Raw genomic sequence first — 14,588 nt, 5'->3', positions numbered from 1 at the left:
GTTTCGCGCTCTCGGGACCGCTCCGGCCAGGCCCCGGAACGAGCCCGAATGTGACGCCGTGCACTCCTCGAAAAGCGCCCGGGAGGAGCCCGCCGGACCCGACGTCCTCCAGGAAGCCCCAGGAAGCCCCAGGGCCCCAGGCTGCCCGGGAATGCCCAGGAGAGCTCAGGAGGTCCCTTCGGCCAGCCAGACGTTGGACATCGCGTCACGGTTGATCGTGCGGATGTCCGCGGGCAGCCCCAGCCGGCGCAGGGCGTCCGACAGACGGGTGTCGTGGGTGAACACGATCAGCTGCCGGTGCCGCCCCACCTCCGCCAGAACCGCGGCCAGCCCTTCGACCGTCTCGGTGTCCATCGCCTGGACCGGGTCGTCCAGCAGCAGGAAGCCGAACGGGTTGCCCTCCACCAGCGCGCGCGGCAGGCAGATGGACAGCGCCAGCGCCTGGAACTCGCCCTGGCTGAGCAGCCCGGGGGCGCTGGTCTGGTCGTCCACGCCGTCCACGGCCACGTCCACCTCGACCCTCCGGCGGGCGCCGCGGCCGATCAGCCGCATGCCCTGGAGGTCGATGTGCCGTTCCTGGCGCAGCCGGAACCACACCTGCTCGGCCTGGGAGGCCACCGGCCCCAACCGCTCCGCACGAACCCCGCGCGCGTGCTCGGTGAGCCAGTTCAGGGCCGCCTCGGCGGCGCCCAGGGTCTCGCTGGCAGCCACGGCCTCCTGTGCGTCGTCCAACCACCCGGAGAGACGGTCGGCGAGCTCTCCCCAGCCGTCGGTGGGGTCCTCCAGGCGTTCGGAGGCGTCCCGCCGGGCGCTGACCGCCGCGGCCCGGAGCTTGCGACCCACCGACTCGATGTGCTCGGCGAGCTCGCCGAGGTCCTCGATGGTCGTGCCGGACTCCCAGAGCGCCCACACCTGGCCCAGCTCGCTCTCCGGCGGCAGCCAGGACGGTGCCGGGGAGAGCAGGAAGCGGGCCTGGTCGCGAGCGGCCTCAGCGCGGTCGTAGGCGGCCGAGGCGGTGGCCGCCTGGGGCCGCAGCGCGCGCAGCTGCGCGTTGGCCCGGCGCACCCAGTCGGCGCCGAGCGCCCCGGTGGCCGAACAGGTGGGGCAGGTGGTCTCGGTGGGGTGGCGCTTGTGGTGCTCCAGCGCTTGTTCGAGGAGCTGGACCACCCCGTGCGCGTGGTCGCCCTTGCTCCCGGCGGCCATCGCCAGTTCCATGGCCGCGCCGCGCAGCTCGTTGACGACATCGGCGATGAGCGTGCGCTCGGGGACGGCCAGGCGGCGCAGTCGGCGCAGCACCACGTGGAGGGCGGGGTCGCTGGGGCCGTCGTCGGCGGCCACCCGGCGCAGCGCCTCCAGGTCCATGGAGGGCGCGGAGAGGAGGTTCACGGCCTGGACGGCCCGGGGGTCGGCGGAGGCGCTGAGCGCGTCCAAGAGGGTGCGGAGCTCACGGGAGGGGCGGTCGCGGCGTCGGACCAGGCCGTCGCAGACCTTGGCCAGACGGCGTTCGGCCTCGGCCAGCCCGGTGAGCCCGAGCAGGGCGGTGAGCGTGTCGTAGAGCTCGGCGGCGCGGCCGGTGACCGTGCGGCCGAGTTCGTCGTAGGACAGGAAGGGCCGGTAGCGGACGAGGTTCTCGCCCCAGTCGAGGGTGCGCAGCGGGGACACCTCGCCGCCGGGGTGCACCACCTCGCCGCGGGCCGAGCGGACGCTCTCGCCGGTCCAGCGGCGGCTGATCCGGGTGGGTCCGCTGTCCCCGGCGATGTGGATGTCCACGGTCGCCTCGGTGCGCTCGTCGTAGTGCAGGTTGCGCCAGCCGTCGCGCCAACCGGTGGGCATGGCGTCCCAGCGTGGGTTGCGACCGGTCAGGGCGGCCTCGGCGGCCTCGGCGAAGCTGGACTTTCCGGAGCCGTTGCGGCCCACGATCACGGTCAGGCCGGGCCCGGGGGAAAAGGTGAGGTCGGCCGGGCGGCCGATGCCTCGGAAACCCTGGACGCGGATGCCGGTGAGGTAGGCGCGGCGCACCCGCCCGGGCGGGGGTCCCGGCGGCCCTGAGGGAAGGAGCTCGGGGAGGTGCTCGCCCCGCAGGAGGGCCTCCAGCGCCTCTTCTCCCCACAGGGCGGCGCTGACCCAGATCCGGACCCCCTCGGGCAGCCCCGAGCGCGCCAAGGCGTCGAGGAGGGCCTTGGTGGTGGGGTCGTCGGCCTGGGGCGCGCCCTCGTGGCCGTCCCGTCCTGCGCGTGTGTCCGCCTCGGGTCCCCGAGTCACCTTCGCCACCCCGCTCCGTTCTCGAACCTGCACCAGCAGAGTAGGACAGGACGGGAGGAAGCGCGCTGGTGACGCGGATACCGGAACGCACCCGAAACCCGTTCCACCTCGGCGGAACCGCGGGTTTCCCACTGTCCCCGGAGTGACCCAGGACACTCGGGTCCGGGGCGCCCCACCCCCGGAAACCCAGCGGTCCCCTCCGCTCCACCACCGGTCACACGCCGACGAGCCTCCTCCGACTGCCGTCCCAGGTGAAGTGCAGCGTGGCGATCCCCGGGACGTTCGGGTCGCGCAGGCACTCGTAGATGTTCAGGCTCGGCACGCTCGCGAAGCAGCCCCAGACGCGTTCGGACGTCAGGACGAAGTCCAGGTCGAGTTCGACCAGCAGCCCGAGCAGGCGCCCGTGGGTGGGTTCGTCGACCTTGGCGAAGGCGTCGTCCAGCAGGATCAGGCGCGGCGCCCACGGCGCCCGCTGGGCCAGGGCGTCGAACTGCGCGGCGGCCGCGGCGAACAGCACCAGGTAGGCGACCACGCGCTGTTCGCCCTGGCTGAGGGCGGTTCGGTGGCCCAGGCGGCGCTCGTCCCCGGCCGAATCGGTGACGTACACGGTGAAGGTGAACCAGGACCGGTAGTCGAGGGCGGCGCGCAGCTGGGCGCCGCCGGTGGCGGTCGGGTCCAGGCGGCGGATCGCCTCGATGCAGCGGCGCAGGGCATCGCGCAGGCGCGTGGTCTGGACGCGGGTGCGCTCCTCCGCCGGGGTGGCCAGCAGCGGCACGACCGCCTCGATGTCGGCCCCGGCATCGGGCGCCAGGCTCCAGTCCAGGCGCACGCCGAGCCCGGCGGAGGTGGTGACGTCCTTGAGGACGTCGTTCATGGTCGCGATGAGGGCCTGTGCCTCGTCGATCTGGCGGGACAGGTGTCCGGCGAGCTCGCCCAGCAGGTGGCGTTCGAAGGCCTCCTCCTCGGCGATGGCGACGGTCTCCTCGGCGCGGGTGACGGCCTCGGCGACGCGTTCGGCGTAGGCGGTGACGTCGTGGGAGCCGTCCTCGTCGTGCACGGTGAGGCGCTTGACCCCGCGCGGCTCGGTGAGCTCGGTGCGGGTCTGGGCCCAGCCCGCCGAGCCGAGCAGGCGGTGCAGCTCCTCGCGGCTGCCGAGGATGGTGCTGTCGTCGACGTCGGCGATGTCCTCCTGCGCCGTCAGGCCCTCCTCCAGCTGACCCACGAAGGAGGCCAGCAGGGCCAGGCGCTCGTCCGGTCCGGCGGGCTCGGCCGCTCCGGTCTCGGCGTCCGGGCGGCCGTTGACCGCCTCCAGGTAGCGGGCCAGCGGCGCCTCGTCCACGGCGCAGTCCCGCAGCCCGGCGGCGCGGAGCAGGACGGCGTCGGGGACGGTGTCCTCGGTCCCGGTGACGGCCTTGCTGTCGGGGTCGCCGACGGTGGTGACCGACTGGACCAGGGTCTCCCCCACGGCGAGGGTGCGGCGGACCTGTTCGGCGCGTTCGGCGGTGGCGACCTCCAGGCGGGCCTCGGCGCTGACGCGCTCGTCGCGGGCGCGCTGGGCGTCGCGTTCGAGTTCGGGCAGGCGTTGGGCGGCTTCCTCCGCGCGTTCCCGGACCTGCGCGCGGGCGGCGTCGATCTGTTCGGAGGCCACACCGCGGGCGCGGTCGCCGAGCTCGAACTGGCGGCGCACGGTGATCATGTCGTCGATCGCGGCGGCGCGGGCGTCCTCGGCCAGGACCCGGGCGGCGCGGGCGCGGGACCAGGCTGCGGCGTGGCGTTCGTGGTCGGCGAGTTCCCAGGCGAGGACGTCGAGGTCGCGCAGGGCCGCGGCGATCAGGACCCGCAGGTGGTCCAGGGCGCGCAGGGCGCTGTCGAGTTCGGCTCGGGTGGTGGGCAGGTCCTGCTCCCCGGCGGCGTCGGCCAGGCGGGTGCGGATGCCGAGGAGTTCGGACCGCGCGGACTCGGCTGCGGCCTGGGCGGTGTCGTGCGCGCGGCGGGCCGCGGCGACGTCGGTCCGGGCGACGTCGAGGATGGCCCAGGCACGGATGAGCGGGGCGGGGTCGGGGAGGTCGCGAGAGACCTCCAGCAGCTCGGAGTAGGAGTGCTCGACCGCCCAGCGGCGTTCCCCGGCCTCGGCCAGAAGCGCCTCGGCGATGGCCATGCGGCGGTCGGTGTTGGCGGACTGGCGATCGCGGGCGCGTTTGCGGGCGGCCTCGCCGATGTACTCGGGTTCGCTCTTGTAGTGGGCGCCGGAGGCCACGCCCAGGCGCCAGCCGCCGGAGAGCGACATGGAGCTGACAGTGGCCACCGAGCTGTCGCGACGGTGTTTGGCGTCGGTGTCCTCGGCGCTGTCAGGGGCCTCCGAGCGCAGGGCGATGGAGGAGAGCAGGGCGCGGAGGTTGTCGTTCTGCACGCCGCGGTCGGGGATGGCCACGGGCACGAGCACGTCGAGGAGGGTACGGCCCTTGGCCGGGCGGGCCGGGGTGACCATGAGGTCGCGCGTGTTGGGGTCGTAGAGGGTGCCGTCGGCGCGGATCCATCCGGAGAGCAGGCCGCTGGCCTCCAGCGCCGCTTCCAGCCCGGCCTGTTCGCGGGAGGTGAGGCCGTCGGCGAAGTCCACTGCCAGGTGGAAGGGGACACCGTCGCCGTCCGGGCGCGGGTAGGTGGCCCAGCCGGGGCGCTCGGGGACGCTGTCGGGGTTCCTGGCACGGCGGGCGGCGAGGTCGGCGAGTTCGTCGGAGAGCTGGCCCTCCTCGTTGACGGCGACGTCGCGGCGGGCGCGCAGTTCTTCGAGGAGGGGGTCGACGGCGGTGTGGGCGAGGCGGGCGACGGTGGCCGGGACCCCGGGGTCCAGTACGCGCAGGGCTTCGGTGATGGGCAGTTCGACGCTGCCCTCCAGCTCGTGGATGGCCTCGCCGAGGGCGTGGGCGTGGCTGGAGTCGCGCAGGCCCGCCACCCAGGTGCGGACGCCGTCGGCGTAGGCGGCGCTTTCGGCGCGCAGGGCGGCGATGGCCTCCTGTTCGCGGGTGTGGGTGTGCTCCAGGGTGGCCTCGGCGCTCTCGGCCTCGCTGGTCAGGGCGACCAGGCGGCGGTCTGCGGCGGCCTCGGCGGTGGTCAGGCCGGTGAGCCGGGCGGCGAGATCGGTGCGGTCGGCCGCTGCGTTGGCGGCGTTGGTGAGGCGGTCGTGCAGGCGTCCGAGGTGTTCACGCAGGTCGGCGAGGTCGATGCCGTGGACCGGGGCGCGCTCCACCGCCTGTTCGAGGCCTTGGAGGTCGACCCGGGTGGTGTTCTCCCGGGGCGCGTGCACGGTGGTGCGGGCGTCGGGGATCTGGCCGAGCGCCCGGGGGTCGAGTCCGGCGGCGGTGGCGGCGCGGGAGGCCTCCAGGTGGGTCTGGCGCAGGACTTCGAGGGCGCGCTCGATGGCGGCGGTGTCCTCGGCCAGGCGCTCCACCGCGTGGGTCTCGGTGGTGGCGGCGTGTTCGGCTGCGGCCCAGGCTGCCTCGGCGGCGCGGATGTAGGCGCCGACGGCGGCGTCGTAGGCGCGGCGTTCGTTGGTGGTGGCCGTGGCGGCGTTGCTCTGGGCGGCGGCGAGGGTGCCGTCATCGGCTTCGGCGGTGTCGCGGGTGCGGCGGGCCTGGTCGCGTTCCTCGGCGATCTGGCTTTCGGCGGTGATGAGCTCGTCCAGCTCGGCGCGCAGGCGGTCGGTCTCCTCGGTGCGGCGGGTGCACGAGTCGAGCTGTTCGCGGACCTCGGCGGAGCGGGCGCGCAGGACGTGCAGGAGGTAGCCGTGGTAGTCGGTGAGGAAGGCGCTGACCCCGGCACCGGCCTCGGTGAGCTGGTTCTTGTCGGTGCGGGCCTGTTCGAGGTCGGCGATGTTGCGGGCGACCGCGTCCAGGACGGACTCGTCCATGGGCGGGAGGGCCTCGGACAGGACGCCGACCAGCTCGCCCGCCTCGAGGCGGTCGCCGATGGTGGGGCGGCGCAGGCGGTAGAGCAGGTGGATGAGGTTGCGGTAGCGGACGGAGTCGTCGATACCGAACAGGTCGCGCATCACCCGGGCGCGGTAGGGGACGGCGCTGGTGAAGCAGTTGTCGGCACCGATCTCCGAGCGGAGCCGGTCCACGGGTTTGGGTCGGCCGTCGATGACGAGTTCGAGGTCGTGGCCGACGCGGCGGTCGGTCACGAAGAACACGCAGCGGGGGTCGGCGTCGCCCACGGCCATGACGGCCGCGCCGAGGGTGAGGTGCCGGGGCTGGGCGCCGGGAGCGGGCTCTTCTTCCTGGGTCTCCGTGTTTTCCGGGGACTCGGGAGCGGAGGCGGCGAGCAGCGCGGAGGCGGTGTTGGGGCCGGTGGGGGTGCGGTGGGCCGGGGCCGCGGAGTCGAGGCCGCGGTCGCCGCGGGCGGTGGTGAACTCGACCCACAGGTAGCCCAGGCGGGTGCCGGGCCCGGAGCCGGCCGGAGCGTCGGAGTCCGTCGCCCCGCCGGAGCCACCGGGGACACCGGCGGCGCCCGTGGCCTCGGCGGTCGCGTCCTGGCCAGCCCCCCGCCCGGCCTCGGGTGCGGGCTCCGGTTCGGCGGGTCCGCCCAGCAGGTCGGGGCCGGTGCCCTCCTCGACGGGGCGCGCGGCACGGGGGTCGTCGGCCATGAGCCAGCGCAGGCTGGTGCGATTGGTGCCGGTGGTGTCCAGGCGTCGCATGTCCCCGTCCAGCAGGAAGGGGAGCAGCATCTCCAGCGCCTTGGACTTGCCCGCGCCGTTGCGGCCGCGCAGCAGCAGCCGTCCCTCGGCGAAGTCCAGGACGTGGTCGTCGTACTGCCAGACGTTCCGGATGCCCGCGCGTTCGAGGCGGTAGCGGGGGGTGTCGGCAGGGTCAGCCGGAGTTGTTCCGGGGGCCTCGATCGTCTCCTGTGTCACCACTGGTCGCGCTCACCTTCTCGTTCGCCACCGCTTGCAGCACGGACGCCACCCGGTCGAGGTCGCCGCGGGGGTCGGCCTGGGGAGCGGCCCCGCCCTCGGTTTCGTCCTGACCGGATCCACGCGGTTGTGTGGGGTGTGTCCGGCTGTCTTCGTCATTGTCCTGGATCCGGGGGACGCGCTCGTCCACGTCGGCGCCGAACCTGGCCGCCGCGGCGGTGAGCTCCCACGATCCGGGGCCGCCCGTGAGCAGGCCCAGACCGGTGAGGAGTTCCAGCACGAGCGCGGACAGCCGCTCCGGGTCGGGGATCTCGGGGCCCGCGGTGCGCGCCCAATCGGTCCGGACCGGGGCGTCCGATCCGCCCAGGATCTCCAGTGCCGTAGTCAGTTCCCGGTCGGGAACGGGGACGGAGGTGGCGGGGCGACCGGGGTGCAGGCGGCCGGAGAGGTGCCGGACCAGGGCCAGGGCCGTGTGTCCGACGGGGTCGTCCGAGGGGAAGCGCGGGGTCGCCGCGGCCTCGTCCGGCATGACGAGCGCCACACCCTCGGCGCGGATCTCGGTGTCGCAGCCGAGCAGGTTCCCGAGCGCCGCGGCGGCCCGCCACTGGTGGGCGGCGAGGCGGTCGCGCTGGCGGTCGGAGAGGTGTTCGCGGTAGACGACGGCGGTTTCGGCGAGCAGGCGGCGCAGGGCGACCTCGCCCGCCTGGTCGCTCTCCGGATCCGGATCGGCGGCGTCAGCGAGGAAGGAATCCGGGGTGTCGCCCGCCCTGGGCAGGTGCGCGGCGACCGAACGCAGGGCCTCGGTGTCCGGGGTGAGTGAGACGTCGGCGGCGGGATCGGCCTGGTGGGCGCGCACGGTTCCGGAGGTCTCGGTGAGCACGCCGAGACCGACCAGGCGCGACAGGGCGGCGCAGTAGGCGCGGCGTTCACCGAGGCCGCGCGCGGGGTCGGCGTCGATCCCGGCCTCACGTGCGGCGGAGCGGACCTTGGCGGCGAGGGTGCGGGCTGTGGTGGGACCGGTCCCCTCGACCAAGACCGCGAGCGCGAGCGCGAGGTAGGTGTGGGTGCGGGGGGTGAAACGGGCTCCGGTGGCCCGGCCAGTGGGACTGACCACCTCGTCGACCAGACCGCGTTTGACCAGGCGGGCGTGGTCGTCGGCCACCGTGAGGCGGTAGCCGAGGACCCGCTGGAAGCGCTGGACGAGCCACTCGGCGTGTGCGCGCACGAGGGAGAACTCGACCGGATGGGTGCGCCGGGCGAGCAGGGGCCGGGACATGAGGGCGCGCGCGGCGGCCTGCCGCTCACCGATGAGGGCGGCGTCCTCCAAGTGGGTGTTCGTCTCCATTACCCCCACCTCCGTGTCCAGGGCGTGTGCGTCACGATGTCGATGGGACCGGTGGTCTCCACGTCGGGGTCCGATCCGGGGAGGGTACCGGTGGGTTCGGGTTCGGCGGCAGGGGCGTCGGAGTCAGAGTCGGTGGAGTCGGCGGAGCCGTCCTCGGGCCCCTCCCCGGACTCGTCCGCGGGGGTGTCCGTGAGAACGTCCGCGGGGGTGCCGCCGGGCCCGTCCAGCGGGTCGTCCGAGGGTGCGTCCAAGGGCGTGTCCGGAGACTCCGCGGGGGTCGCGGGGGTCGCGGCGGGGGGTTCGGCAGCAGACTCGGCGGGAGGCTCGGCGAGGGGTTCAGGGCCGGTCACGGGCTCCGGTGATGCCGGAACCTCCGGGGGCTCGGCGGCCTCCGGGGGCTCGGCGGCCTCCGGGGGCTCCGAGAGGTCGGGATTCTCCGAAGGCCTGACCGGGGGCGTGGTGTCCACGGTGTGCTGCTCGTAGGAGGTCACCCGCAGGCGCAGCCCTTCCAGGGTCAGGTCCCCGCCCTCACCGCGGGCCGTGACCTCGGCCCCGGGTGCCGCGTAGACGTGCAGGCGCAGCCCGAACTCCAGGTCCCCGGCGGAGGTGGGGCGACGGGAGGCGTCACCGGAGCCCAGCGCGGCGGTGAGGAGCTCCATGAGGACCTCCATCCCGGCGCCGGACAGGTCCAGACGGGCGCGGTCCCCGGTGGGTTCGGTGAGCAGGGAGCGGATCTGCTCCGCACCGGCGCGGCGCCAGTGGGCGGAGGACTCCGCGGCGTCGCGCAGACGGGCCTGCTGGGCGCGGTGGTCGCGCACGGGTTCGGGGAGACGGGTGCCAGGGTGTTCGGTGACGGTGCTGCGGTCGGGCTCGGCCCGCCACCAGCTGGTGGTCGCCGCGACGCTGTCGTCGACCCGTCCCTCCAGGTGGCGGGCGGGGTGGAGCGCGAAGGCGGCGCCGGCCAATACGTCGGCCCGGTCCGGTTCGGCTTCCTCGAACCAGGTGGCCAGGCGCAGCAGAGCGGCGCGGCCGTGCCTTGGCACCGGCCGGTCGCCGGTGCCCTGTCCGTCGTCCGCGCTGTCGTCCGCCCGCTGGTTGAGTCCCACAACTCAGCAGACTAGAGACCTCCGGGGCTCGCCACGCCCGGTTCGACCCCCTCGGACCCCGGAGAACTCGACCAACCGGCCACCCTGACCAGCGATTTTGTGCATTTTCTGAACTTTGTAAGGATTCCGAGAAGACCGGGCGGAGGCGAAGCTCACGTTCGTCCCCGGGCTGCCCGGTCCGACCCGGCCCCCGCCGGCTACTCCGCGGACACGGGCACGTTGAGCTGACCGTCGTCGGCCTGCTCCAGGGCCTCCCGCTGCTCCTCGGCCATGTCGTCGTCGTACTCGGTGACCGTGTACGTGGAGAAGTACCAGGTGCCGTCCACCTCTACCGGGTCCCCGAGTTCGATCTCCACGTCATAGGGATCGTCCTGGCAGCCCACGTCCATGCACCAGGTGCCCAGGACCTCGCCCTCGCCCCGGGCGCGGTTCTCGTCCCACTCGTCCCACTCCACGTCGGAGAAGGTGGTGAACTCGGTGGCGACGTAGTCCGTCGGGCGCTGGTCGTCGAAGCCTTCCTCGTCGCCGTACAGGTTGAGGACGTGGACGTCACCGGCGTTGCCCCCGCCGTACTCGCTGCCGTACTCCCCCGGGGTGTGCTCCGCGTCCGGGGCGCCCGTCTCCTGGCCTCCTCCGCCGTACTCGCTGCCGTCCTCGTCGGGCTCCTCCGCCTGACCGCAGGCCGAGACCGCCAGCGTCAGGGCCGCCCCGACCAGAAGGGTGCGGGTCAAGAGTGTGCGCTGCATGTCGCCTCCTCAGATCGCGACCATCATGGCCGCGGACAGCGGCAAGGCCCCTCGGCACACGCCGAGGGGCCTCGTACCCGCTCTGTTCCGTCACCGGAGTCCTGGGACTCCGTCAACCAACCACGCTGTGGTTAGTGGTAGCCGGGCTTCTCGCCCTTGTCGTGGCTGATGTTCGTGCCAGCCGGACCGTTGATGCAGTCACCGGTGGTCTGCGGCGACAGGATCGGCACGTTGGCGCCGACCAGGCCGACGGCCAGCTCGGTGTTGCACAGCTGAATCGGAACCAGCTGAAGGTTCTGATTGAACTGCTGGTCGCCACCGTGCGACGCGGAGGCCGGAGCGGCCGCCAGCATCGCGCCGAGCGCGACACCGGCGATCGCCGTGGCGGCGGTGAACTTGCGCAGCATCTGCGGTCCTCCTACTGGATGTTGGTGCTGACCGGGCCGTTGACGCAGTCGCCCGTGGTCTGCGGCGACAGGATCGGCACGTTGACACCGGCAAGCAGGCCGACGGCCAGCTCGGTGTTGCACAGCTGAACCGGAACCAGCTGAAGGTTCTGGTTGAACTGCTGGTCGCCACCGTGGGAGGCGGACGCGGGAGCGGCCGCCAGAATGGCGCCCAGGGCGACACCGGCGATGGCGGTGGCAGCGGTGAACTTACGCATTCTGGGACTCTCCTACTGGATGTTGGTGCTGACGGGGCCGTTCACGCAGTCGCCCGTGGTCTGCGGCGACAGGACCGGCACGTTCACAGCGACCAGGCCGACGGCCGCGCTGGTGTTGCACAGCTGGACCGGGATGGCCTGGAGGTTCTGGTTGTACTGCTGGTCGCCGCCGTGCGAGGCGGAGGCCGGGGTGGCGGCCAGAATGGCAGAGAAAGCAGCACCAGCGACGAGGCCGGCAACACCGAGCTTACGCAGCATTGAATTACCCTTCGAAAAAGTTTGAGATATCGTCTCGGTTGAACTGATTGCCGGAACTAGCTGATGTTGGTGCCGACAGGGCCGTTCACGCAGTCGCCCGTGGTCTGCGGCGACAGGATCGGCACGGTGACGGCAACCAGGCCGACGCTGCCCGTCAGGTTGCAGGACTGCACCGGGACGAGCTGGAGGTTCTGGTTGAACTGCTGGTCACCGCCGTGCGAGGCGTGAGCGGGAGCTCCCATGAGGAGCGCGCCCATCGCGGCACCGGCGACCAGGCCAGCAGCGGTCAGCTTCTTGATCATGTTTCCCCCGGGAAATCAGCGAGGCATTGACAGAAAAAGACGCAGGCGCTTTTGCACCTGTGTCGCGGTGGACTGGTGCAATCATCATCCGGCCCTCAGTTTTTGTCAACGCCGAAACCCGGGAGGCAATTTGTCCAGATTGCCGGACGAATTCCTTTCGCCCAACAAAACAAATGGGACAATGCAATGATTTTTCCGCATGCCCGGAGCGCAACCCGCCCCCGAAAGATCACACAGAGTGATCTCTCTGTGCTCGGAGCGTGACCCCCTCGCAACCGCCCGAATCACTTGACCCTCAGTGACACCTGCTACCGAGGGTGACTCCACCCTCGGGGCGGCCCCGGAATCGGGTAGGCGGGTCGGGTCACCCGACCCGCCTCCCACACCACCAGGCATGCGGGCCCGCACCTGGCGGTTCGTCAAGCCGTCTCAGACGACGACCGGCCCGGCCATCAAGGCCCGGACCCATGGATCCAGCTCTTGGGAACTGCGCCGTGGCCGCCTACGCACCAGCATGAAGCAGCTCTGAGGGAATGCACCCTCTCCGCCCCACGGTGGACCGGCTCTCAGACCGGCTTACAGCGATCATTACGACCCAACCGAGCAAGCCCCCTCCTTCTGCTCCACTCGACGTTCAGCCCTTCCTGACCTGCCGGTCAGTACTATGGCCTCTGCTGACTTCTGCCTGGTCAGACCCACCCTTGCGAGCGGACCCGTCGGCGCAGCGACAACTCAGCAAACCGACACCCAGACAGACCTCCCCGGATAAGAACAGCCACTTTCCCCCTACGCCTGCCGTGTTTACACCCCGACCGTCTTGACGGTGACGGGCTTCGCCATCCGTGGCTGGCTCACCCCGGTCGGACTGCCTCATACACGGTTCGTGTTCCTCAGTGCAGGGTTTCGCCTCGGGCTTCCTTCCGACCCCACCTCGCGATGACGCCGTTGCCTCCGGCTCGCGGTTGGCACCATCTCCTCCCGCAAGGGACTTTCACCCTCAAGCAACTGCCCATGCCGGGCGTACCACAACGAAGCCCCCGGCACCGTTGGTACCGGGGGCTTGGTTCCCCTGTGGCAGGTGAAGGATTCGAACCTTCGAAGGCTAAGCCGACGGATTTACAGTCCGCTCCCATTGGCCGCTCGGGCAACCTGCCTGGGCTGCTGCGACGCTGTGCGTCGCTGCGCATGAACGACAATAGCGGATGATGGCCCTGAACCTGAAATCGGTTTCGCGGGCGCGTCCCGGACGGGCTCGTCCGGCGGGGGCCGGCTCGCCGCGGCTAAGCTCGGGACCCGGCCCGGACCGGGCCGAAGGAGACGTGCACGGGTGCCCCTGGGGCCCGTGGACCATCAGACGTAGCGGGGTGTGAGAGTACGTGGCCGCCGAATCCAGTTTCGACGTGGTGTCCAAGCTCGACCGGCAGGAGGTCGACAACGCGCTGAACCAGACGGGCAAGGAACTGTCCCAGCGGTTCGACTTCAAGGGCACCGGGACCACCATCGCCTGGCAGGGCGAGGACGGCATCGAGATCAAGAGCGGCTCCGAGGAGCGCGCCGCCGCCGCTATGGACGTCTTCAAGGAGAAGCTGGTCAAGCGCAAGCTCTCCCTGAAGATCCTCGACGCGGCGGAGGAGGCGAAGATCTCCGGCAAGGAGTACCGTCTGCCGATCAGCCTCAAGGAGGGCATCTCCTCCGAGGACGCCAAGAAGATCTCCAAGCTCATCCGCGACGAGGGCCCCAAGGGCGTCAAGGCGCAGATCCAGGGCGAGGAGCTGCGGGTCAGCTCCAAGAAGAAGGACGACCTCCAGAGCGTCATGAACCTCATCAAGGAGAAGGACTTCGACCTGGCACTGCAGTTCGTGAACTACCGGTAGCCACCCGGAACGCCGAACGGCCGCCCGCCCCGCCAGGGGTCGGGCGGCCGTCGTGCTTCAGCCCAGGTCCCACTTGCGGCGCAGCGCGTACAGACGGCGGATCCTCTCCTGGACCGGCGGGTGCGCTGAGAAGAGGCGCCCGATGGTGTCCGGGAACGGGTTGGTGGTCATCAGGTGCGAGGTGGCCAGCAGGACGCGTTCCCTGGGCAGCGGGTAGGCCCGGTTGCCGGTCTCCAGCTTGCGCAGCGCGTCGGCCAGGCCGATCGGGTCCCCGGTGAGCTCGGCCGCCTTCTCGTCGGCCCGGAACTCCCTGGCCCGGCCCACCCCGAAGTAGATGACCACCGCCGCCAGCGGGGCGAGTAAGGCCACCATCAGACCACCCAGCAGGTTGGGCAGGTCCGTCTCCTCCGAGTCCCCCAGCGGGATCAGGAAGGAGATCGCGGTGAGCGCCGTGATGAGCGTGGTCAGCGTCGCAGCCACCGCGCTGATCAGGGTGTCGTTGGAGCGGATGTGCGCGAGTTCGTGCGCTAGGACCCCGCGTAGTTCGCGTTCGTCGAGGGTGCGCAGTAGACCGGTGGTGCAGCACAGGGCGGCCCGGCGCGGAGTGCTGCCGGTGGCGAAGGCGTTGGGCGAGCGCACCGGCGACAGGTAGAGCTTGGGCATCGGCTGCCGGGCGGCCGTGGCCAGTTCCCGCACGATCCGGTAGAGCTCGGGGCGTTCGATCTCGCTGACCGGCCGGGCCCGCATCGCGCGCAGAGCCAGGGAGTTCCCGAACAGGTAGACCAGGATCCCCGCGCAGACCACCAGCGCGATGGAGAGCTGCGCGCCCTTCTCCGCGCCGCACAGCCAGCCGACCACCACGGCGAGCACCGCGGCCCCGACGAACAGTCCGACCGCGCGGATCGCGTTGACGTGCACGCGCTCTCCCTTCCGCTGTTCGCCGCTGCCCGGCATTTGATGGGTACATGGTGACAAACGTGCGGGTCGGCGTCTTGCGTTCCCCATGTGACCAGCTGTCGGTCACATCCCCCTTCCTGCCAGGATCCGGGAGCCTGTGACAAAGGCCACCCGGACCGCCCCCGAGTGCGGCCGACGACCTATAGTGCGAACGTGGCCCTTGTC

The 14,588-nt window shown here is 71.9% G+C and carries 11 protein-coding genes and 1 tRNA gene; 1 reads left to right on the top strand and 11 read right to left on the bottom strand.

Going from position 1 to position 14,588, the window contains the following annotated elements:
* Positions 1 to 165: 165 nt before the first annotated feature.
* From NE857_RS05100 to NE857_RS05055, 10 genes are all read right to left on the bottom strand, one after another.
* The gene (locus NE857_RS05100) at positions 166 to 2,271 is read right to left on the bottom strand and encodes an ATP-binding protein (protein ID WP_254420015.1); all 2,106 of its coding nucleotides are present in this window, start codon (positions 2,269 to 2,271) and stop codon (positions 166 to 168) included.
* Between the two features lie 205 nt (positions 2,272 to 2,476).
* The gene (locus NE857_RS05095) at positions 2,477 to 7,174 is read right to left on the bottom strand and encodes an SbcC/MukB-like Walker B domain-containing protein (protein ID WP_254420014.1); all 4,698 of its coding nucleotides are present in this window, start codon (positions 7,172 to 7,174) and stop codon (positions 2,477 to 2,479) included.
* Positions 7,128 to 8,516, bottom strand: coding sequence for a TIGR02678 family protein (locus NE857_RS05090; protein ID WP_254420013.1), 1,389 nt, complete (start codon positions 8,514 to 8,516; stop codon positions 7,128 to 7,130). Before NE857_RS05090 ends, NE857_RS05095 begins: the two co-directional genes overlap by 47 nt.
* A complete protein-coding gene (locus NE857_RS05085) occupies positions 8,516 to 9,622 on the bottom strand; it encodes a DUF2397 family protein (protein ID WP_254420012.1) in 1,107 nt (368 codons plus the stop codon). The genes NE857_RS05090 and NE857_RS05085 overlap by 1 nt, the downstream gene beginning before the upstream one ends.
* A 197-nt stretch (positions 9,623 to 9,819) precedes the next feature.
* Positions 9,820 to 10,368: a hypothetical protein gene (locus NE857_RS05080; protein ID WP_254420011.1), complete on the bottom strand. Its 549-nt coding sequence runs from the start codon at positions 10,366 to 10,368 to the stop codon at positions 9,820 to 9,822.
* A gap of 131 nt (positions 10,369 to 10,499) precedes the next feature.
* On the bottom strand, positions 10,500 to 10,775 hold the full coding sequence (locus NE857_RS05075; protein ID WP_017578670.1) for a hypothetical protein: 276 nt from the start codon (positions 10,773 to 10,775) through the stop codon (positions 10,500 to 10,502).
* A gap of 11 nt (positions 10,776 to 10,786) precedes the next feature.
* Positions 10,787 to 11,032, bottom strand: a complete 246-nt coding sequence (locus NE857_RS05070; RefSeq protein ID WP_184369155.1) for a hypothetical protein — start codon at positions 11,030 to 11,032, stop codon at positions 10,787 to 10,789.
* A gap of 12 nt (positions 11,033 to 11,044) precedes the next feature.
* Entirely contained in the window at positions 11,045 to 11,290 is a 246-nt protein-coding gene (locus NE857_RS05065) for a hypothetical protein (protein WP_017578672.1), read from the bottom strand.
* Positions 11,291 to 11,346: 56 nt separating this feature from the next.
* Positions 11,347 to 11,592 (bottom strand): hypothetical protein, encoded by a 246-nt coding sequence (locus NE857_RS05060; protein ID WP_017578673.1) that lies wholly within the window; start codon positions 11,590 to 11,592, stop codon positions 11,347 to 11,349.
* Between the two features lie 1,072 nt (positions 11,593 to 12,664).
* Positions 12,665 to 12,746 (bottom strand) — tRNA-Tyr (locus tag NE857_RS05055).
* Positions 12,747 to 12,968: 222 nt separating this feature from the next.
* Here NE857_RS05055 and NE857_RS05050 point away from each other — a divergent pair.
* Positions 12,969 to 13,466, top strand: coding sequence for a YajQ family cyclic di-GMP-binding protein (locus NE857_RS05050; protein ID WP_254420010.1), 498 nt, complete (start codon positions 12,969 to 12,971; stop codon positions 13,464 to 13,466).
* Positions 13,467 to 13,523: 57 nt separating this feature from the next.
* Here NE857_RS05050 and NE857_RS05045 read toward each other — a convergent pair whose 3' ends face one another.
* Positions 13,524 to 14,384, bottom strand: coding sequence for a M48 family metalloprotease (locus NE857_RS05045; protein ID WP_254420009.1), 861 nt, complete (start codon positions 14,382 to 14,384; stop codon positions 13,524 to 13,526).
* Between the last annotated feature and the right edge of the window lie 204 nt (positions 14,385 to 14,588).

The organism is Nocardiopsis exhalans (assembly GCF_024134545.1).
Classification (GTDB): Bacteria; Actinomycetota; Actinomycetes; order Streptosporangiales; family Streptosporangiaceae; genus Nocardiopsis; species Nocardiopsis exhalans.
This window is presented reverse-complemented; position numbering and strand designations above follow the sequence as displayed.

Coding starts and splice junctions, on each gene's coding strand:
- NE857_RS05090 (WP_254420013.1), bottom strand. CDS start 8,516: ATGGAGACGAACACCCACTTGGAGGACGCCGCCCTCATCGGTGAGCGG.
- NE857_RS05080 (WP_254420011.1), bottom strand. CDS start 10,368: ATGCAGCGCACACTCTTGACCCGCACCCTTCTGGTCGGGGCGGCCCTG.
- NE857_RS05075 (WP_017578670.1), bottom strand. CDS start 10,775: ATGCTGCGCAAGTTCACCGCCGCCACGGCGATCGCCGGTGTCGCGCTC.
- NE857_RS05070 (WP_184369155.1), bottom strand. CDS start 11,032: ATGCGTAAGTTCACCGCTGCCACCGCCATCGCCGGTGTCGCCCTGGGC.
- NE857_RS05065 (WP_017578672.1), bottom strand. CDS start 11,290: ATGCTGCGTAAGCTCGGTGTTGCCGGCCTCGTCGCTGGTGCTGCTTTC.
- NE857_RS05060 (WP_017578673.1), bottom strand. CDS start 11,592: ATGATCAAGAAGCTGACCGCTGCTGGCCTGGTCGCCGGTGCCGCGATG.